Below are 18,946 nucleotides of genomic sequence, written 5' to 3' on the forward strand. Positions count from 1 at the left end.
AAGTAGAATTGAGGCGCGTTCTTAGCCCAGAAATATCTCTCAGACATTTATGTCCCCTTTAAAACGAATTATTTTTACTGGGCTTACTATCGGCTTAGCCTGCTATTATTTCTACTCGCATATAAGCGAGCAGAACTGCTGTGAGATTGTAAGCGAAATTGCAAAGGATAATGGGATAATTCTTTTCAAAGTCTGCTCAAACCCAGACAGGGTATCTATTCTCGAAAACAATTTGAGTGATTTTGCTTTACACGAGCAATTATCTGTGCATTTCCAGAAGATTACTCAGGCATTTTATAAATTTAAACCGGGCGAAATAAGATACTTCAATCGAAATTCCAATAAATTACAAGCGAGTAAAATTGTTCCAAACTGTAATAGCCGAAATGACTTTATCTATAAGATTTCTGTACCGATAGTTTCTCCAGACCAGCAAACAGTTTTATTGAAAATCACACAAGACTGTAATTGCATGCTTGGAGGACAGGGGGAAACCAGCCTTTATAGGAAGGTGAACGGAAAATGGAAAGTGGTAAAGTATTTTGACAGGTGGATTAGCTGAGTAATAGACGGGCGCAAACTGTGCTACACCCTCGCCGGTTTACAATTCCAGATATTAGTGCATCCGGTCGTTCCGAACCGGCAGATTGGTCACGATTTCGCCTTCGATTTTCAGCAATTCCTGCAGACGCGCATCCACTTCCTGTGGGTCGCAATATTCCTTCGCCAAATCGACGTAGCTTACAAAATGCCCCGCTTCGGATGCCATCAACTCGTAGTAAAACTGGCTTAAATCGGGGTCGGCAATATTCTTCCAGAGTAGCTTAAACCGCTCGCAGCTACGAGCTTCAATAAGAGCCGACACTAGCAACTGGTCCATGAGCTGACGCTCACGAGCACCGCCTTTGCGCACGTGCGTGAGCAGTTGCACTACGTACTCATCCTTGCGTGGGCGGCCCAAGGCAAAGCCGCGCTTGCGCAGCTCCTGCAGCACGCGGTCAAAATGCTCCCACTCTTCGGCTACCAAGGCCGTTAATTCTTCTACCAGTCGCGTTTTTTCGGGGTAGTGAATAATCATGCTGATGCCGGTGCTGGCGGCTTTCTGCTCGCACCAAGCGTGGTCAACCAATATATCTTCCAGGTTTTTGCTGGCAATATCCACCCAGCGCGGGTCGGTATTGAGCTTGAGTTTCAGGATGGTTTTCATGACCGCAGATTCAAACGGATTTAACGAACGGAACGGATACGCTCGCTACGCGAGCTGTCTTTTAAGACAGATTTGGGTGAACTTTATCTAGCAGATGAACACCTTCTTTTAGGCAAACTAGTTGGGCTGCAGAGCAGGCAAAATTCGCAGATTGAACAGATATGCTCGTTGGGTGAATTGAAATTGTTTTTCAGCTGCCACCGAACATGAAATAACCGTCTCCCGTAGCGAAGGCAATTAATTTAAACGTGAAGACGTAAAATAATCAGCTCGCGCAGCGAACGCATTCTTTATACTCAATAAATCTCTTTGAGTCTGCGGTCTAGTTAAAGAAATTCCACTTCACACCCAGCTGAAAGCGGCGGGGATACCCTGTGTAGTAAGGCGTGGTGAAATAACCGTCGCGGTAAATGCCTTGATTGATGTAAGCAAATTTCAGGAATACCGACACGGATTTAATATCGGCTACAAAAAACACGTCGGCAATCGCATAATTGCGGATAGTGAACAGGTCTTGCTGATAAAATTGCTGGGTGCTGGGGCTGTAGTTGAACGCCCGGTAGCGCGACTGAAAATACGTTTCGACGCCCACCTGGCTAAACAGTGCTTTGCGGAAAATGTAGCTCTGGTAATACACTCGCGAAAACCCCACCAGCTTTGGAATGCGAATGCCCGCCACGTCGCCACCCTGGGTATAAGTAGCTTGGTTATCAAAGGCTATACGCCCAAAACGCACCTGATGGCGGGCAAACAGAATTAATAGCTGATTATCAACCCCGGTACTTTGAGTGGGCCGGCCATCGGTACCATAATATACCAGATTGCTAAGGTTAACCAGGCTGCCGCTCGCCTCAAAATGATGGTCGGAGAAGCCTGGCAGGCGCTGCCGCAATCGGGCCGTGAAGTGCAGCGCCGTAGTATTGCTAAAACGGCCGCTCGCTCGCTCGTTGCGCACCAGTCCGGTATCGGGCCATTGGTAATGATTACCATAGAATTCCTGCTGCGTAAGAGTGGGCGAATATGAACTCAGTAATATCTCACCCGACAAGGGGCCGGTACGAACTGTCGCGCGCATCCACGATTCGTCCAAAAACTTATACTCCCCCGCTACTTCCACCGCGTAGATTTTACGGTAATTAAACGCCGCCGTACCTCCAACGAACAACTGATTGTCAGAGTTTTTTAATACGCGTTCATCTAAGTCAGGCTTGTCGACCGTACTAGTGGCGCTAGCCCGTTGACTAGTAAGACCGTAGCCACGGTGGCGGGCGTAGAGTCGGTATTCCACCCGGTCGGTGCGCCCCAGTACGCCCAGTGTATTTTCTACCTGCCGAAATTCGGCGCGGTCAAGTGTATTGGTCGTATTAACAAGGGTAGTAGGGTAAAAAAGCAGGGCTGACCCATCGTACGGAATATTTTCATCGCGGTAGCTATTATACTGACGATGAACATCGAACACATGGTACAAGGTTAGGCCGCGACCCAGTAGCCGGTAGGTTTGCAACAGGTGTAGCTGGTCACGGTCCTCGGTATTCTGGGCTTTGGTCAGGTACACGCTCTGCCGCTCGTAGTTGAAGAGGTCGCGGGGCTGGTCGCCCGCCAAGGGCCTGATGCCGCCCTGCTCACTGGCTTTGTGACGAGCATTGCCGATATTGAATAGCAAGTGGTAGCGCTCGTTTTCGGTTTGATACCGCCCGAATAACAGCAGGTTGGAATGCTCCACTAGTCCGGCGCGGCCACTGGCTGCCAGGATTTTATTCGACGCAAACCGCTCGTAAGCAATGCCAACACTAAAATTTTTCTTCAGGCTGCGGCTGTAGCTGATTTCAAACACCTGCTCGCCTTCGCCCGACTGCACCACCCGGAAAAACGAGTAGGGCGAGCGCGAGTCGTAGTAGGGAATGTCGGCCGCATTGCGCGCATACTTATCGAACGCATTGCGGCCGAAACGAGCTCCTAACTGAATATTAGGCTGATACAGCAGCGGGCGTGAGGCCGTTACCACGGCCCCCAAATCCTGCTGAAACGTAGTGTCGTGATACCAGAACCGCGCCTGTGTCCAGCGCGTGAGTGAGGTATCGAGGATGGCACCTTCGGTAGAATCACGCAGAATGTCAGCCTCATGCAATAGTCTGGTGGTTTTGGGACCGTAGATGACTTTGGTAGAGTCGTCGAGCACCTGCGCCTGGGCGGGCGCACCGGCCAACGCCACAAGTAGCAGCAATAGCCCGGCCAACGGCCAACGGCTCAGAAATGGAAGAAAAGATGTCACCAACTGATTCAAACAAACACAAAAAGGCCGGCAGCTGTCGTCAGCCGCCGAGCGGGTAGCTTACAAATTTAGCGCAGGCGGCGCGGGCAGCCGCTGCCGCAACTGCACGGCCCCATCAGCCAGAAACGCCGTTTCGATGGGAATGATATACAACGGCAGGCCGCGCAGAGCCGCTTGCAGCGCGGGCGCCTGCAGGCGCGTGGCGTCTTTGGCGGTGGTAAAGATTGGCCAGCCTGGCTGCCACTGCGCCCGTAGCTTTTCCAAGTCGGCAGGCTGAAAAGCGTGGTGGTCAGGAAAATCGGCATGGACCTCAATACGGTAGCCCTGGCTTTCGAGGTAGTCGCGCAAGGGCCCCGGCTGCGCGATACCAGTGAGCAGCGCCGCCGCTGGCGGGGCTGGGCAGGGCGGAGTTTCGGGCGTCAAAGGCAGCGGCGGGCCGTAGCGGTAGCTCGAAAAAAGCACCAGCGCGGCGGGGCGGGCATAGCGCCGGATGTACTGCGCCACGGCTGCCCGGGTTGTTTCGGGCAGGTCGGGCGGGCACTTGGTCGTGATGACAACATCGGCGCGGCGGGCTCCAGCCCGGCTTTCGCGCAGGCGGCCGGCGGGCAGCACATGGTCAGTGTAAAAGGGCCGTACTAGCTCCGTAAGCAGCAGATTGAGCGCAGGTTGGACAGCGCGGTGCTGATAGGCATCATCGAGCACGATGACAGTAATTTCGGGGTGCGCGGCCAGCAGCAGCCGCACGCCCAGCCGGCGCGCTTCGGCCACGGCTACGGGCACGGCGGCCGGGGAAAACTGCTGGAAATACTGCCAGGGCTCGTCGCCTATGGTGGCGGCCGAGTCGGCAGCGGTAGCTAGGCGCGGGCCGGTGGTTTGGCGGCCATAGCCCCGGCTCAGAATGGCCGGGCGATGGCCCTGGCGCAATAGCTCAGCCACCAGCCAGGCCACATGCGGGGTTTTGCCGGTGCCGCCGACGCGCAGGTTGCCCACGTTGAGCAATGGCACGGCGAAGGCTTCGCTTTTTTTCCAGCCGATATCATACAGCCAGTTGCGAATAGCCGCCACGCCGGCGTAGAGCCAGGAAAGCGGTAGAAGCAGCCAGGTTAGGAGTTGGGCCATCGGTGACGCAAAAGTACGGCCCGCCCGGGCGGCAATGAAACCGGGCCGCCCAGTGCGCGTTTGGCAGGGAGTCCGATTTCCTAATTTTGGTAATGCCCAATTTTGCCCACCGCCTGCTGCATTTTCTGCGCAGCTTTCCTTTGCCTGTCGCACTGCCGGATAAGGTGCAAACCCTTAGTCCTTACCAAGACCCGTCTGTGTATCCGTTGCTGACCCAATTTGCCAAGCAATACTACGCTGGCGAGCAGCCCCGCGTGGCCGTGCTGGGCATCAACCCCGGCCGCCTGGGCAACGGCCGCACCGGCATCGCCTTCACCGACCCAGCGGCGCTGACGCTGCACTGCGGCATCCAACACGACTTGCCACTGAAGCAGCCGGAGTTATCGAGCCAGTTCATTTACAAAATGATAGCCGAGCTGGGCGGCCCGACGGAATTTTACCGGCATTTCTACCTGGGCTCCATTTACCCGCTGGTGCTGCTGCGCGAAGGCCGCAACTATAATTATTACGATTCGCCCGCCGTCACCCGGGCGCTGTGGGACGACATGCGCCAGTCGCTGCAACGGCTGGTGCAGGAGGTGGGTGTGCGAACGGACGTGGTTGTATGTTTGGGCCGGCGCAATGCTACTTTTTTGCGCAAGCTGAACGACGAGTTGCAGCTGTTCGATAAAATCCTCGTGCTCGACCACCCACGCTACCTCATGCAGTACCGCCGCCGCGAACTGGCCGAAAACGTGGCGCACTACGCCGAAGTATTAGGCCAGACGCTTAATTAATAATTGTTAATTAATAATTAAAAAATGCCTACCGTTCAAGACCTGGCGCGCCTGCTCGAAGCCACCGCGCCCCTCGCCTACCAGGAAAGCTACGACAACGCCGGCCTGCAATGCGGTGACCCGCAGCAGGAAGTGCGCGGCGTACTCATCAGCCTCGACTGCACGCCCGCCATCGTGGCCGAGGCCGTACGGCGCGGCTGCAACGTAGTGGTGTGTCATCACCCGGTCATTTTCCGGCCGCTCAAGCGCCTCACCGGCGCCAATGAAGTGGAGCAAACTATCATCGCGGCCCTCAAAAACGACGTAGCCATCTACGCCGCTCACACCAACCTCGACAACGTGCGCGGCGGCGTCAACGACAAGCTGGCCGAAAAATTAGGCTTGCTGAAAACCCGCATTCTGGCCCCCGTGAGTGGCACGCTGGCCCGCCTCATCACCTACGTGCCTTCGTCGACTGAATACGAAGAGTACCCGCTGCCTGACCGGATAGCGGATGCCTTATATGCGGCGGGGGCCGGCCGGATAGGCAACTATTCGGAATGCAGCTTCCGCTCACTTGGGATTGGCACGTTCACGCCAGGCGCGGGCTCGCGCCCGACTATTGGCGTCGAAAATCAGCCCAAAGCCTTAGCAGAAATCAAGCTGGAAGTGCTGCTGCCGCTGCATCGACAAGGAGCCGTGCTGCGGGCTCTGCGCAATGCCCACCCGTATGAAGAACCTGCTTACGAACTCATTAAACTAGAGAACACGCACCAGGACGTGGGCGCGGGTATGGTGGGCGAGTTGCCCGAGGAGCTGAGCCCGGCCGCCTTCCGGCAGCTGCTGAAGGAGCGGCTGCAAGTGCCGGTGGTGCGCTTCACCGCCTTCGGGAAGAGCATCAAAAAGGTAGCCTTGTGCGGCGGCGCGGGCGCCTTCCTGATTGGTGCGGCACGGGCGGCCGGGGCCGACGCCTACGTGACCGGCGACGTGAAATACCACGAGTTTTTTGGGGCCGAAGGACGGCTCATGATTTGCGACGTGGGCCATTTCGAGAGCGAGCAGTACACGGGCGAGATATTCCGCGATTTGCTAACGGCCGGATTTGGACGTACTTTTGCGGTCTTATTCGCCGAAACCAACACGAACCCCGTTCAGTATGACTGCTAATAGTGCCGCCGTGGCCCCCGCCGATGTTCCCGTAGCCGCCAAGCTCGAAGCCCTGCTCACCCTGCAGAAGCTCGACTCGCAGCTCGACGAAATCCGGCGCGTGCGCGGCGATTTGCCCGAAGAAGTGCGGGACCTCGAAGACGAAATCGCGGGCTACGAAGTGCGCGTGAAGAAATTTGACGAGGAAATTCAGGGCCTCAACGACTTCATCAAGGGCCGCAAGCAAGCCAGCAAAGACTCCGAAAACCTCATCAAGCGCTACGACGAGCAGCAGCAAAACGTGCGCAACAACCGGGAGTACGAGGCCATTGCCAAGGAAATGGAGCTTCAGCGCTTGGAAATCCAGATTGCCGACAAAAAAATTAAGGAAGCGCAGTACCAGATTGACGTGAAAAACGCCGAAATCTCGGGTACCAAGCAGAAGCTCGACGAGCGTCGTAAAGACCTCGAAACCAAGAAGAGCGAGCTCGACACTATCGTGGCCGAGAACGAAGAGGAAGAGCGCGGTATCATGACCCAGCGCGAGGAGGCTACCAAGCCCGTGGAAGACCGTCTGCTGACGGCCTACACCCGTATCCGCGGCAACGTGCGCAACGGCCTGGCCGTGGTGCTGGTGCGCCGCGACGCCTGCGGCGGCTGCTTCAACACGGTGCCGCCCCAGCGCCAGGCCGATATCATCTCGCACAAGAAAATCATCGTGTGTGAGCACTGCGGCCGCATCCTGGCCGACGTGGAAGGCCGGGCCAGCGTGAACTAAGCGCAGTTAACTTATTTATTTTGAAAAAGGAACGGCCGGTGCCGTTCCTTTTTTATTAACGGCACCAACGTGTTTTTCACCGCAGAGGTACGCAGAAGGTTTCGCAGCGGGGCGCAGGCGCTGCTGCTGGCGGTGGCGCTGCTGTGCGCGGCTTTCCGCACCGCCCCGCAGGAGCCCGGCCCCGAGCAGGAAACCAGCAGCGACAAACAGGAGGCCCTCTCCCCCGGCTGCCGCCGGGCGTATGCGGAAGTGCTGAAATTCAAGCTGACGACGGCCCGGCAGCTGCTCCGCGCCGAGCCCGCCGGGCCAGGCACCTGGCTGGTAGCCGACTGTGCCGACTTTGCCGAGCTGCTGGTGACGCAGGACGCCAGCCGCTACGAGGCCACCGTGGCCGCCCAGCAAGCCCGCCTGACGGCTTTGGATAAAGCCCCGGCCGGGGCAATGCGCGACTACACGCGGGCGGAAATTCAGCTTCACCTGGGCATTAACCAGCTGGTATTTAAGCACGTGGTAGCGGGCTCCTGGCACCTGCGGCAGGGCTTTCAGCAGATGCAAGGCGTGGTGAAGCGGTATCCGGGGTTTATGCCTGCGCGCAAAACCTTGGGCGTTTGCCAGTTTGCCGTGGGCGCCATGCCCGAGGGCTACCATTGGCTGCTGCGTCTGCTGGGCTTTGCGGGCGACATTGATACCGGCCTGCGCAATATGACCTTGGCGGCCAGCCAGGCGCATGATTTTCAAACCGAAAGCCAGATTTATCTGGCGCTGGTGCGGGAAAGCTACTACAAGCAGCCCGCCGAAGCCCTGCGCCTGGCCGAGCGGCTACGGGAGCAACAGCCCGATAACCTGCTGTTTTCCTATCTGGTTATCAGCCTCAACAAGCGCCAGCACCACGCCGATGCGGCGCTGGCAGCCTACCGTGCCCGCCCCACTGGCCCCACTTACCTCCCCTTAGCCTACCTGCACCACATGGTAGCCGATTTGCTGCTTTACCAGGGCAATTATGCCGCTTCGGAGCGTGAAAATCTGGCTTTTCTGAGTGAATACCGGGGCCAGTATTACCGTAAGGATGCGGCTTTCAAGCTGTACTTAGCGGCTTGGCTCGGCGGCAAGCCCGCCACTACCGTAGCCCGCTACCGTGAGCAAATCAACAACGCGGGGCCGACTGATGTAGAGGAAGACAAGTACGCGCAGCAATATTATCACAACGCAGTGGCCCTGAACCCCGTGCTTACCCGGGCCCGATTGCAGATTGATGGCGGCTACTACCGCCAGGCTCTAAACACCTTACGCGGTTTTCAGGCCACCGGCAACACCCTCCAGCGCGACCAGATTGAGGAGCCCTACCGCCGGGCCCGCGCCTACCAGGGCCTCGGCCGCCTCGATTCGGCCCGGCTGGCCTACGAGCGCACCTTGATGCTGGGCAGCATCACCTCGTTTTATTTTGCCCCGCAGGCCGCGCTGGAGCTCGGCTACCTGAGCCGCGCCGCCGGGCAGCGCGCCCAGGCCAAAGCCTACTTTGAAAAGGCGCTGAATGCTCCTTGGCACGAGTATAAAAACAGCACCGATGCCAAGGCCAAGCTGGCTTTGCGCGAGCTGCAATAACTTATTCATCATGCCGCAAATTATTTCCTTTGCCGAGCTTAAGCTGACGCCGGAAGAATTCCGGCAGCGGGCATTGCGCTGGGCGGCGGACTTTGTGCATTGCGCCTATTTCGAGTCCAATGACCTGGCTTATCCGCAGGGCGCCTTTGCGCGGTTACTAGCCGTAGCCCCGGCGGCTCATGACGCTCCGGCTTCGCTGGCTGAGTTTCAGGCCTGGCTGGAACAGGTTACGGAGGCCCCCCGCGTAGGCTTTCTCACTTACGACCTTAAGAACGAGATTGAAGCGCTGAACAGCGCAAATTTTAGTGGTCTGGACTGGCCACAACTACATTTCTTTCAGCCCCGAACGTGGCTGCAATGGAATACTGACGCCGTAGAGCTACACGGCGAAACAACGGGAATTTTAGCGGCGATTCTGGCTACGCCGCTACCGGCTTCGCCGCCACCAGTTGTGCCGCCGCTCCGCCCGCGCCTGCCCAAGGCCGAATATCTGCGCGCCGTGGAAGCCGTGCGCACCGACATTCTCAATGGCGAAGTATATGAGCTGAACCTGTGCCAGGAGTTTTATAACGAAGGTGTTAGCCTGGACCCAGTGGATATTTTTCAGCGACTGAATGAGGTGTCGCCGGCGCCCTTTGCGGGCTTTCTGCGCTGGCAGGAGCATTTCCTGCTCTGCGCCTCGCCCGAGCGGTTTCTGGCGCACCGGCCGCCGCTGCTCATCTCCCAGCCCATCAAAGGCACCAGCCGGCGCGGCCGCACGCCCGCCGAGGACGAAGCGCAACGCCAGTTTCTGCTACATGATGAAAAGGAACGTGCCGAGAACCTGATGATTGTAGACCTGGTGCGCAACGACTTAGCCCGCGTGGCCCGCACCGGCAGCGTCAGCGTGCCGGAGTTGTTCGGCATCTACCCGTTTCGCCACGTCTGGCAAATGATTTCGACCGTGCAGGCCGAGCTACGCCCCGGTTTGAATTTAGTGGACGTGCTCCGCGCCACCTTTCCGATGGGCTCAATGACCGGCGCACCGAAAATCCGCGCCATGCAGCTCATCGAGCACTACGAGTCTACCCGGCGCGGCCTTTATAGCGGCAGCATCGGCTGCGTATGGCCCGATGGCAGCTTCGATTTCAACGTCGTTATCCGCTCACTGCAGTACCGGCGCGACACCGGATACCTGAGCTTTCAGGTTGGCTCGGCTATTACCTACGACTCCGACCCGGAGCGGGAATATGAGGAGTGTTTGCTGAAAGCCAAGGGTATGCTGACGGTGCTGGAAACTGGAATTGCGGAAGGCTGAACGACAAGCTCCCCTCCTGCCAAGGAGGGGATGTTTTGCCGCAGGCAAAACGGGGGTGGTTAGGCCGCCCGCGCCGAAAGAACGTCAGGTAATGCACACATCCAGAAGCAGCACAAAATGCACCGTTAGCTGTTCTACCCACCCAAACGGCGCGACCGGGCGCCCCCCCCCCGTTTCAGCTGCGCTGAAACTCCCCTCCTTGGAAAGGAGGGGAGTTTCGTTCTTTTTCCTCTCGGACGCCTGCCATTTTGTCCGTATCTTTGTTATCCGTCCCAACACGGTTTTTTAGCATGTCCCAGCCTCTTCTGACCCTCGATTTTCTTGACACTGCTCCGGCTACCGCGGAGCACACGCCCAGCGGCGAAGTGCGCATCAGCGCCGCCACCCGCACCGGCCGCGAGCGCAAGCTCTACATCGAAAGCTATGGCTGTCAGATGAATTACTCGGACTCCGAAATCGTGTCCAGCATTCTGTTTGAAGAGGGTTTCGATACAACGGACGATTTGGCCAACGCCGACTTGGTACTGCTCAACACCTGCTCCATCCGCGAAAAGGCCGAGCAGACGGTACGCATGCGCCTCAAGCAAATTAACTCGCACAAGAAGCGCAAGCCCGGCATGCTGGTGGGCGTGCTCGGCTGCATGGCTGAGCGCCTGAAAAGCAAATTCCTGGAAGAAGAAAAGATTGTGGACTTGGTAGTGGGCCCCGACGCCTACCGCGACCTGCCCCAGCTCATCCACCAGGTCGATGGTGGCCAGAAGGCAGTGAACGTACTGCTGAGCCGCGAGGAAACCTACGCCGACATCACGCCCGTACGCCTCAACTCGAACGGTATCACGGCCTTTATCAGCATCATGCGCGGCTGTGATAATATGTGCTCGTTCTGCGTGGTGCCCTTCACCCGCGGCCGCGAGCGCAGCCGCGATGCCCACAGCATCGTGCGCGAAGCCGCCGACCTCGTGGCCCAGGGCTACAAGGAAGTAACCCTGCTGGGCCAGAACGTGGACAGCTACAAATGGGCCTCGGCCGACGGCGCCGAGCACGTCAATTTTGCCCAGCTGCTGGAGCGCGTGGCCCTGGTGAGCCCCGCGCTGCGGGTGCGCTTCTCCACCTCGCACCCCAAGGACATCACCGACGAGGTGCTGCACACGATGGCGCGCTACGACAATATCTGCAAGTACATCCACCTGCCCGCTCAGAGTGGCAACACCCGCGTGCTGGAGCTGATGAACCGCACCTACGACCGCCCCTGGTACGAGAATCGTGTGACGGCCATCCGCCAAATCCTGGGCGACGACTGCGCCATCTCGACCGACATGATTTCGGGCTTCTGCACCGAAACCGAGGAGGAACACCAGGACAGCCTGAGTCTGCTCGATTTCGCGCAGTACGACATGGGTTACAACTTCTTCTACTCGGAGCGCCCCGGCACTCTGGCTGCCCGCAAGCTGGAAGATGATATCCCGCTGGAGGTGAAAAAGCGCCGCCTGCAGGAAATCATCGACCGCCAGCAGCTGCACTCCCGTGCCCGCTACGCCCGCATGGTGGGCAAGGTGCACCAGGTGCTGGTGGAAGGGCCCTCGAAACGCTCGGCCGAGCATTTAAGCGGGCGCAATAGCCAGAATCAAGTGGTGATTTTTCCGAAGGGGGATTTCCAGAAGGGTGATTATGTGAACGTATTGGCCACCAGCACAACCGGTGCCGCGCTTATTGGCGAAGCCGTATGAGTCAGCGGCAGAAATTTCTGGCGCAGTTGATGGCTGCTGGTAATTCAGCAAACCTCCATTTTGATGCGTTAGTGAATCTGCTGCTGTTTCTTGGCTTCGAACAACGCATTCGTGGTAGCCACCACATTTTTACCAAAGACGGTGTATCAGAAATTAGTAATCTGCAACCAGCTGCGGGAAATATGGTTAAACCTTACCAAGCCAAACAGGTGCGTGAATTACTGGTCCGTTACAATCTGACCGTGTTTATTGACAAGTCAACTCCTGATGCCCATGTCTGATACCAGCCACTACCCCATCATCCTGTTTTGGAGTGCCGAGGACAATGCTTTTATCGCAGAGGTGCCTGACCTACCCGGCTGCATGGCCGATGGCGCGACGCAGGCAGAAGCACTACATAACGTGCACATCATCATCCAGGAGTGGATTGAAACTGCTAAAGAGTTGGGCCGAGACATTCCAGCTCCTCGTGAACGGCTACAAGTAGCCGCTTAACCAGCACTAAATTACCTGACCTTGACACCGCAAGAAATCCAGAGTATAAAATTAAGGTTCGGCATCATCGGCAACGCGCCGGCGCTGAACTACGCCATCCAGGTGGCCGCGCAGGTGGCCCCGACGGATATGACCGTGCTCATCACCGGCGAAAGCGGGTCGGGCAAGGAGTCGTTTTCCAAGATTATCCACGCCTTGTCGCCGCGCAAGCACGGGCAGTTCATCGCCATCAACTGCGGTGCCATCCCCGAAGGAACCATTGATTCTGAGCTGTTTGGCCACGAAAAAGGCTCCTTTACCGGCGCCAATGAAGCCCGCAAGGGCTATTTCGAGGTTACCAACGGCGGCACCATTTTCCTGGACGAAATCGGCGAGATGCCGCTGGGCACCCAGGCCCGCCTGCTGCGCGTGCTGGAGAATGGCGAGTTTATTCGCGTGGGTAGTAGCAAGGTACAGAAAACCGACGTGCGCGTGGTGGCCGCCACCAACGTGAACCTGATGGAGAACGTGCGCAACGGCAAGTTCCGCGAAGACCTCTACTACCGCCTCAGCACGGTGCCCATCACGGTGCCGCCGCTGCGCGAGCGGGGCGACGATATCTACCTGCTATTCCGCAAGTTCACTTCTGATTTTTCGGAAAAGCACCGCGTGCGGCCCATCTCGCTGCTGCCCGATGCGGTGCAGACCTTGCAGCGGTTCCGTTTCCCCGGCAACATCCGCCAGCTCAAGAACATCGCCGAGCAAATCTCGGTGCTGGAGCTGGAGCGGGAGCTCGACGCCCGACAACTGGCCAAGTACCTGCCGCAGCAGCAGAGCAGCCAGCTGCCGATGCTACTGGGCGCGGGCCAGGAAGCATCCGCCGCGGGCTACTCGGAGCGGGATTTGATGTACAAAATCCTCTTCGACATGCGCCGCGACATGACCGACCTCAAGAAGCTGGTGCTGGAGCTGGCGGCCGGGCAGCGTCCGCACGAGGCGCAGGAGCTGCTGCGGCAGAACAGTCATTTATTTGCCCCGGCTGCTAATAATTCGGCCTTCGACAACGTTCAGGCGGCGGAATACTTCCTACCCAAGCCCGCCGGCACGCCGCTCAACGTGGAGCCGGTGTTGGACTACGACGATGACAGCCAGCCGGTGGAGGACATTCCGCACGAAACGGAGGAGGAAACGCTTTCCCTCGACGTGAAGGAAAAGGAAATGATTCTCAAGGCCCTCAAGAAGCACAACAACAAGCGTAAATACGCGGCCCACGACCTGGGCATCTCGGAGCGCACCCTCTACCGCAAGCTGAAACAGTATGATTTGGAGCAAGTGTAAATTGGTGCTTAGTGCCTGGTGCCTGGTGCTTGGCATGGTGGCGTTGAGTGGCTGCGGGGTGTATTCGTTCAACGGGACGAACATCGACCCGGCGGTGCGGACGATTTCCATTCAAACCATTCAGAACAACTCGCCGACGGGGCCGGCCTTTCTGACCCAGCGGTTTACGGAGGATTTGAAGGACTACTTCCAGCGCAACACTAACCTGACGCTGGTACCGCGCGACGGCGACCTGCAATTCGACGGCAGCATCATTGCCTACGACTTCTCTCCTACTGCCATTCAGCAGGTTGACGGCGTGGCGCAGGCCGGCACCAACCGCCTGACCATCCAGGTAAAGATTCGCTTCACCAACACCAAGGACGAGCTGCAGAGCTTCGACCAGACCTTCCAGAGCTTCGGTGATTTTCCGGCCACTCAGGATGTGGCCACGGTGAACAACGACCAGACGGCCGTGCGCCGAATCACGACCAACATCATCACCGACATTTTCAATAAATCGGTTGCCAACTGGTAGCCGAGCCGACGGTCTGCCGTAAGTTTGCGCCCCGCTATCGCGTTTTTTAGTCAATGACCCGCACCGCTCTGCTTCAGCTGCTCGACCATCCTACGGCCATTGCCCCGGCCGAGGTGCAGGAGCTGGAACAGCTGGCCCGGGCCTTCCCCTATTGCCAGACGGCCCACCTTCTACTGGCCAAAGCCGCTCACGACCAAGGCACTATGCTGGCCAGCCAGCGCCTGCGTCGCGCCGCCACCTACGCCGCCGACCGCACTCTGCTGCGCCAGCTGATTGAGCAGACGGTGGCGGAGCCCGAGCCTGAGCTGGTTGAGCAAGCCCCAGTTGTTCAACCAGTCGAAACAGTTGCTCCCCAACAGATTGCGCCGCCGGAAATGCAACCTGAGCCCGCGCCTGCGGTAGCCGAAACTGCCAGCCCGGCGCCGGAAGTAGCGCCCCGGCTAGCACCCGTCCCCCTGCCTGAAGTGGTGCTGCCAACAGTGGCAACAGTAGCAACAGTGCCGGAAGCGGTGATAGAGGCACCGGTCCTGCTGGAGCCGCTGGCGGCAATCCTAGCAGCGGCAGAGCCAATTGTTAGTAAGATTCAGAAATTCAACATCAACCAACCAGCAGTAGCGGAGGCTGACAGCACGGAGGACAGCGAGACGGAAGCCCAGCCAGAAGCTGCTGCCCTCGCCGAAACACCAGTTGTAGAGCCCGCAGTAACCGAAGATGCAGAGCCTGAGCAGGCTGCAATGGTTCCTGAGCCCGAACCGGTTATTTCAGAAGCAATTCAAATAGACTCGACTGCTCCGGATAAGGTTATAATTCCGGAACCAGCCATAACTACAGAAAAAGAGAGTCCGGTTACCAGCGTGGATGACGCCGCCGCAACGGAGGAACCTTCCCTCGATTTGGCCCAACCTGCTACGCCAACGCCAACTGCGTCCGAAGAGCCGCCCCTCGAAATCCCTGAGCCAGAGATTCCACCCGTTGCGCCGCCTATCCGGCCGCCGGAGGAAGTGGGCAGCGCCCGCTTCGAGTTTGGCCTGCAGGACGAGCCGAAACCCGCCGCGACGCATTATGAGCTGCCATTGGTGGATGAATGGGCCGCGGCGGCCACGCCCCTGGCCCTGCCCGGGGCCGACGATTTGAACTTTGAGCTGCCGGGCACTCCCCCGGCCGCACCGGCCACCCTGAAATGGACTGCCGCCGCCTTCACCGGCGATACCGACCTGGGCTACGCCCTCGACGAAGGCAGCCGCCTGGGCTTCGGCCTGGGCCTGCTGACGGAGGCGCTCCTGGCCAAAATCGAAACGGAAAGTGAGGGCACCCTGGCGCACGAAATTGTGGCCGCGCCCCGCCCCGCCCCGCTGCCCCCCACCGCCGTGTTCTTCGAGCCCGACGTGCTACTGCTGGAGCACTGGGCCACGCACCGGCCGATAGTGCCGCCCACGCCCAGCTCATCGGAGCTGATAAACAGCTTCCTGCGCCGTCAGCCGCGCCTTACGCGGCCGGCCATGCTGCCACCTTCGCCCACCGCGCAGGCCGACCTGAGCGTGAAAAGCACCCGGCCCGAACCCGAGCTGATTTCGGAGGGCCTGGCCCGCATCCTGGCCCGGCAGGGAAAAATCGAGCGCGCCATTGAGATTTATGAGCGCCTGATGGTGAAACAGCCGGAAAAAATGGCGTACTTTGCGGCTCAAATTCAACAATTGCAACCTTCTGCCTGATTTACGGGCATCCTTTTCCCACTCATGTTTTACGCTCTCGTTTGCCTGATTATTTTCGTGTGCTTTCTGCTGGCTTTGGTAGTGCTGGCGCAGAACCCCAAAGGTGGTGGGCTGTCGAGCCAGTTTGGCGCCGGCGGCGCAGCTAACCTCATGGGCGTGAAGCGCACCGGCGACCTGCTCGAAAAGCTGACCTGGGGCTTCGCTATCGGCCTGGTAGTGCTGTCGCTCGGCTCGTACGTAGTTATCGGCAACACCTCGGGGGGGGCCACGCGCAGCATCAACCAGATTAAGGCTGCCGAAACCAAGCTGCCGGCTCCGGTTGCACCTGCCCCCACGGCTCCGGCTCCGGTTGCTCCGGCTGGTGAGCCGGCGGCTACTCCGGTTGCTCCAACCACCCCGGCTCAGTAATTTTAGCTCTGTTACCTCTGAAAAGCCGGCAGCTCCCAACGCGGGGCTGCCGGCTTTTTGCTGTAGCGCGAACTTTGTAGTTCGCGTCCCCGCTCCGTTCAAACGACTTTCAAACGGCGCGGGGACGCGAACTACAAAGTTCGCGCTACTTCTATCCCGACAAATTTTCCCGCTTCTGTCACTTCGACCCGGGCCGAGTCTGCCAATTGTGGCAGATTTCGGGCTTGGCACAAGAAGTGCCGCAGGGCCGGCAACGTTAAATTCTTCTTTTAACCTAACCTAAACACACCCAAAATGGCACTTAGCATCAAACCGCTGGCCGACCAGGTAATCATTAAACCTGCTGTTGCCGAGGAAAAAACCAAATCGGGCATTATCATTCCTGATACTGCCAAAGAAAAACCTCAACGCGGAGAAGTTGTAGCTGTCGGCGACGGCAAAGTATCTGAGTATACTGGCAACGTTATCGCACCTCGTGTTAAAGTAGGTGACGTAGTTATCTACAAAAAATACACCGGCTTAGAGATGCCTTTTGAAGGCGAAGATTACATAGTTCTGGCAGAGAAAGACCTTCTCGTTGTTGTTCTGTAGATTCCTCCTACAGCCCTTCTAACCTAATAACAATCTAAACATTCAGCCCCCATGGCTAAGAACATTCTCTTCGACGTTGAAGGCCGCGCCAAGCTGCAAGCCGGCGTGAACAAACTGGCTAACGCCGTTAAAGTAACCCTCGGCCCCAAAGGCCGCAACGTCATTATTGACAAGAAATTCGGCGCGCCGAGCATCACCAAGGATGGTGTATCGGTAGCCAAGGAAATCGAGCTGAAAGACGCCGTGGAAAACATGGGCGCCCAGCTCGTGAAGGAAGTGGCTTCGAAAACCGCTGACCAGGCCGGCGACGGCACCACCACCGCTACCGTGCTAGCCCAGGCCATCTACGTGGCAGGCTCGAAGAACGTGGCTGCCGGGGCTAACCCGATGGACCTGAAGCGCGGCATCGACAAGGCCGTGCAGGCCGTGGTGGCCAACCTGAAGGCGCAGTCGAAGAAAATCGAGAACTCCTCAGAAATTGCCCAGGTGGGTGCTATTTCGGCCAACAACGACATGGAAATCGGCAAAATGATTGCCGATGCCATGGATAAAGTGGGCAAGGAAGGCGTGATTACCGTGGAAGAAGCCCGCGGCACCGAAACCGAAGTGAAAACGGTGGAAGGCATGCAGTTCGACCGCGGCTACCTGTCGCCCTACTTCGTGACCAACCCCGAGAAAATGGAGGTGGAGTTCGACAACCCCTTCGTGCTCATCTACGACAAGAAAGTGAGCACCATGAAGGAGCTGTTGCCCGTGCTGGAGCAAGTGCTGCAGACTGGCAAACCCCTCGTTATCATCTCGGAGGATGTGGACGGCGAAGCCCTCGCTACCCTCGTGGTGAACAAGCTGCGCGGCTCGCTGAAAATTGCGGCCGTGAAGGCTCCTGGCTTCGGCGACCGCCGCAAGGCCATGCTGGAAGACATTGCCACCCTCACGGGCGGTACGGTTATCAGCGAAGAGCAGGGCTACAAGCTCGAAAACGCTACCCTGGAGTACCTCGGCACGGCTGAGAAAATCATCATCGACAAGGACAACACGACCATCGTGAACGGCAAGGGCTCGAAAGACGCCATCGCCGGCCGCGTGGCGCAGATTAAGTCGCAGATGGAGTCGACCACGTCGGACTACGACAAGGAGAAACTGCAGGAGCGTCTGGCCAAGCTGTCGGGCGGTGTTGCTATTCTCTACATCGGCGCCAGCACCGAGGTGGAAATGAAAGAGAAGAAAGACCGCGTGGACGATGCCCTGCACGCCACCCGCGCCGCTGTTGAGGAAGGCGTGGTACCCGGCGGTGGCGTGGCCCTGGTGCGCGCCATTGAGGCCCTGGCGGCCGTGGACACCCACAACGCCGACGAGCGCACGGGCGTCAACATCATCCGCACGGCGCTGGAGTCGCCGCTCCGCACCATCGTGGCCAATGCTGGCGGCGAAGGCTCGGTGGTGGTGCAGAAAGTGCGCGACGGCAAAGGCGACTACGGCTACAACGCCCGCGAGGACCGCTACGAAAATCTGGTGGCCGCCGGTATCATCGACCCTACCAAGGTGACCCGTCTGGCCCTGGAGAACGCTGCTAGCATCGCCGGCCTGCTCCTGACCACGGAAGCCGTGATTTCGGACGAGCCCGAGGATGATAAAGGCGGCGCTGGCGCCGGTGCTGCCGGGATGGGCGGCATGGGTGGCATGGGCGGCATGATGTAATCAGCCCCTTAGCTGCTCGCTTGCAGTTATCATTAAAAAGCCCCGCTGGACCTGGTCCGGCGGGGCTTTTTAATGCTAGAAAACGGAGCAAGTGTCGAATATGCGACCCGCTCAAAGAAGTGTGCGACTTGTCCAAAGAAACATGCGACCTCGTCAAAGAAGCATGCGACCAACCCAAAGAAGCATGCGACTTGTCCAAAGAAGCATACGACCGGCCCAAAGAAGCATGCGACCTGTCTTGGGACGTTTACGACCGACCCAAGGACGCTTGCGATTTGCCTTGGGACAGTTGTGACTAGGCCAAA

At 58.2% G+C, this 18,946-nt stretch carries 18 protein-coding genes; 15 read left to right on the forward strand and 3 right to left on the reverse strand.

Annotation, left to right across the window (positions count from 1 at the left end; all coding sequences use genetic code 11):
• The first annotated feature begins 49 nt into the window (after window positions 1-49).
• On the forward strand, window positions 50-562 hold the full coding sequence (locus Q5H93_RS14475) for a hypothetical protein (RefSeq protein WP_305007282.1): 513 nt from the start codon (window positions 50-52) through the stop codon (window positions 560-562).
• Between the two features lie 54 nt (window positions 563-616).
• On the opposite strand, the gene Q5H93_RS14480 is transcribed toward Q5H93_RS14475, so the two are convergent.
• The 3 genes from Q5H93_RS14480 to lpxK all read right to left on the reverse strand — a co-directional run bounded on the left by Q5H93_RS14480 (window position 617) and on the right by lpxK (window position 4,598).
• On the reverse strand, window positions 617-1,207 hold the full coding sequence (locus Q5H93_RS14480) for a MiaE family protein (RefSeq protein ID WP_305007283.1): 591 nt from the start codon (window positions 1,205-1,207) through the stop codon (window positions 617-619).
• 322 nt (window positions 1,208-1,529) lie between these two features.
• A complete protein-coding gene (locus Q5H93_RS14485; RefSeq protein WP_305007284.1) occupies window positions 1,530-3,443 on the reverse strand; it encodes a putative porin in 1,914 nt (637 codons plus the stop codon).
• A gap of 96 nt (window positions 3,444-3,539) precedes the next feature.
• Window positions 3,540-4,598 (reverse strand): tetraacyldisaccharide 4'-kinase, encoded by a 1,059-nt coding sequence (gene lpxK / locus Q5H93_RS14490; protein ID WP_305007285.1) that lies wholly within the window; start codon window positions 4,596-4,598, stop codon window positions 3,540-3,542.
• 92 nt (window positions 4,599-4,690) lie between these two features.
• Between lpxK and Q5H93_RS14495 the strand changes: the two genes are divergently transcribed.
• The 14 genes from Q5H93_RS14495 to groL all read left to right on the forward strand — a co-directional run bounded on the left by Q5H93_RS14495 (window position 4,691) and on the right by groL (window position 18,641).
• Window positions 4,691-5,374, forward strand: a complete 684-nt coding sequence (locus tag Q5H93_RS14495) for a uracil-DNA glycosylase family protein (protein ID WP_305007286.1) — start codon at window positions 4,691-4,693, stop codon at window positions 5,372-5,374.
• 24 nt (window positions 5,375-5,398) lie between these two features.
• Window positions 5,399-6,520 (forward strand): Nif3-like dinuclear metal center hexameric protein, encoded by a 1,122-nt coding sequence (locus tag Q5H93_RS14500; RefSeq protein WP_305007287.1) that lies wholly within the window; start codon window positions 5,399-5,401, stop codon window positions 6,518-6,520.
• Complete coding sequence (locus Q5H93_RS14505) at window positions 6,510-7,277, forward strand: zinc ribbon domain-containing protein (RefSeq protein ID WP_305007288.1); 768 nt, start codon at window positions 6,510-6,512, stop codon at window positions 7,275-7,277. The genes Q5H93_RS14500 and Q5H93_RS14505 overlap by 11 nt, the downstream gene beginning before the upstream one ends.
• 69 nt (window positions 7,278-7,346) lie before the next feature.
• On the forward strand, window positions 7,347-8,879 hold the full coding sequence (locus tag Q5H93_RS14510) for a hypothetical protein (protein ID WP_305007289.1): 1,533 nt from the start codon (window positions 7,347-7,349) through the stop codon (window positions 8,877-8,879).
• Between the two features lie 10 nt (window positions 8,880-8,889).
• Window positions 8,890-10,176 (forward strand): anthranilate synthase component I family protein, encoded by a 1,287-nt coding sequence (locus tag Q5H93_RS14515; RefSeq protein WP_305007290.1) that lies wholly within the window; start codon window positions 8,890-8,892, stop codon window positions 10,174-10,176.
• A gap of 290 nt (window positions 10,177-10,466) precedes the next feature.
• On the forward strand, window positions 10,467-11,903 hold the full coding sequence (gene miaB, locus Q5H93_RS14520; RefSeq protein WP_305007291.1) for a tRNA (N6-isopentenyl adenosine(37)-C2)-methylthiotransferase MiaB: 1,437 nt from the start codon (window positions 10,467-10,469) through the stop codon (window positions 11,901-11,903).
• Window positions 11,900-12,184, forward strand: a complete 285-nt coding sequence (locus tag Q5H93_RS14525) for a type II toxin-antitoxin system HicA family toxin (protein WP_305007292.1) — start codon at window positions 11,900-11,902, stop codon at window positions 12,182-12,184. The genes miaB and Q5H93_RS14525 overlap by 4 nt, the downstream gene beginning before the upstream one ends.
• On the forward strand, window positions 12,177-12,398 hold the full coding sequence (locus Q5H93_RS14530) for a type II toxin-antitoxin system HicB family antitoxin (RefSeq protein WP_305007293.1): 222 nt from the start codon (window positions 12,177-12,179) through the stop codon (window positions 12,396-12,398). Before Q5H93_RS14525 ends, Q5H93_RS14530 begins: the two co-directional genes overlap by 8 nt.
• A 21-nt stretch (window positions 12,399-12,419) precedes the next feature.
• Window positions 12,420-13,715, forward strand: a complete 1,296-nt coding sequence (locus Q5H93_RS14535; protein ID WP_305007294.1) for a sigma-54 interaction domain-containing protein — start codon at window positions 12,420-12,422, stop codon at window positions 13,713-13,715.
• 4 nt (window positions 13,716-13,719) lie between these two features.
• A complete protein-coding gene (lptE, locus tag Q5H93_RS14540; protein WP_305007486.1) occupies window positions 13,720-14,232 on the forward strand; it encodes an LPS assembly lipoprotein LptE in 513 nt (170 codons plus the stop codon).
• A 53-nt stretch (window positions 14,233-14,285) separates the two neighbouring features.
• Window positions 14,286-15,944, forward strand: a complete 1,659-nt coding sequence (locus Q5H93_RS14545; protein WP_305007295.1) for a DUF8458 domain-containing protein — start codon at window positions 14,286-14,288, stop codon at window positions 15,942-15,944.
• Between the two features lie 24 nt (window positions 15,945-15,968).
• Window positions 15,969-16,352 (forward strand): preprotein translocase subunit SecG, encoded by a 384-nt coding sequence (gene secG / locus Q5H93_RS14550; protein WP_305007296.1) that lies wholly within the window; start codon window positions 15,969-15,971, stop codon window positions 16,350-16,352.
• A gap of 294 nt (window positions 16,353-16,646) precedes the next feature.
• Window positions 16,647-16,943: a co-chaperone GroES gene (locus tag Q5H93_RS14555; RefSeq protein WP_305007297.1), complete on the forward strand. Its 297-nt coding sequence runs from the start codon at window positions 16,647-16,649 to the stop codon at window positions 16,941-16,943.
• A gap of 51 nt (window positions 16,944-16,994) precedes the next feature.
• A complete protein-coding gene (gene groL / locus Q5H93_RS14560; RefSeq protein ID WP_305007298.1) occupies window positions 16,995-18,641 on the forward strand; it encodes a chaperonin GroEL in 1,647 nt (548 codons plus the stop codon).
• Window positions 18,642-18,946 lie beyond the last annotated feature (305 nt).

Origin of the sequence: Hymenobacter aranciens, assembly GCF_030580865.1 — a bacterium.
GTDB classification, from domain to species: Bacteria; Bacteroidota; Bacteroidia; order Cytophagales; family Hymenobacteraceae; genus Hymenobacter; species Hymenobacter aranciens.

What these genes read in the sequence shown, in the direction of transcription:
- Q5H93_RS14475 (WP_305007282.1), top strand. Translation starts at nt 50, where the DNA reads ATGTCCCCTTTAAAACGAATTATTTTTACTGGGCTTACTATCGGCTTA.
- Q5H93_RS14480 (WP_305007283.1), bottom strand. Translation starts at nt 1,207, where the DNA reads ATGAAAACCATCCTGAAACTCAAGCTCAATACCGACCCGCGCTGGGTG.
- lpxK (WP_305007285.1), bottom strand. Translation starts at nt 4,598, where the DNA reads ATGGCCCAACTCCTAACCTGGCTGCTTCTACCGCTTTCCTGGCTCTAC.
- Q5H93_RS14495 (WP_305007286.1), top strand. Translation starts at nt 4,691, where the DNA reads ATGCCCAATTTTGCCCACCGCCTGCTGCATTTTCTGCGCAGCTTTCCT.
- Q5H93_RS14500 (WP_305007287.1), top strand. Translation starts at nt 5,399, where the DNA reads ATGCCTACCGTTCAAGACCTGGCGCGCCTGCTCGAAGCCACCGCGCCC.
- Q5H93_RS14505 (WP_305007288.1), top strand. Translation starts at nt 6,510, where the DNA reads ATGACTGCTAATAGTGCCGCCGTGGCCCCCGCCGATGTTCCCGTAGCC.
- Q5H93_RS14515 (WP_305007290.1), top strand. Translation starts at nt 8,890, where the DNA reads ATGCCGCAAATTATTTCCTTTGCCGAGCTTAAGCTGACGCCGGAAGAA.
- miaB (WP_305007291.1), top strand. Translation starts at nt 10,467, where the DNA reads ATGTCCCAGCCTCTTCTGACCCTCGATTTTCTTGACACTGCTCCGGCT.
- Q5H93_RS14525 (WP_305007292.1), top strand. Translation starts at nt 11,900, where the DNA reads ATGAGTCAGCGGCAGAAATTTCTGGCGCAGTTGATGGCTGCTGGTAAT.
- Q5H93_RS14530 (WP_305007293.1), top strand. Translation starts at nt 12,177, where the DNA reads ATGTCTGATACCAGCCACTACCCCATCATCCTGTTTTGGAGTGCCGAG.
- Q5H93_RS14545 (WP_305007295.1), top strand. Translation starts at nt 14,286, where the DNA reads ATGACCCGCACCGCTCTGCTTCAGCTGCTCGACCATCCTACGGCCATT.
- secG (WP_305007296.1), top strand. Translation starts at nt 15,969, where the DNA reads ATGTTTTACGCTCTCGTTTGCCTGATTATTTTCGTGTGCTTTCTGCTG.
- Q5H93_RS14555 (WP_305007297.1), top strand. Translation starts at nt 16,647, where the DNA reads ATGGCACTTAGCATCAAACCGCTGGCCGACCAGGTAATCATTAAACCT.
- groL (WP_305007298.1), top strand. Translation starts at nt 16,995, where the DNA reads ATGGCTAAGAACATTCTCTTCGACGTTGAAGGCCGCGCCAAGCTGCAA.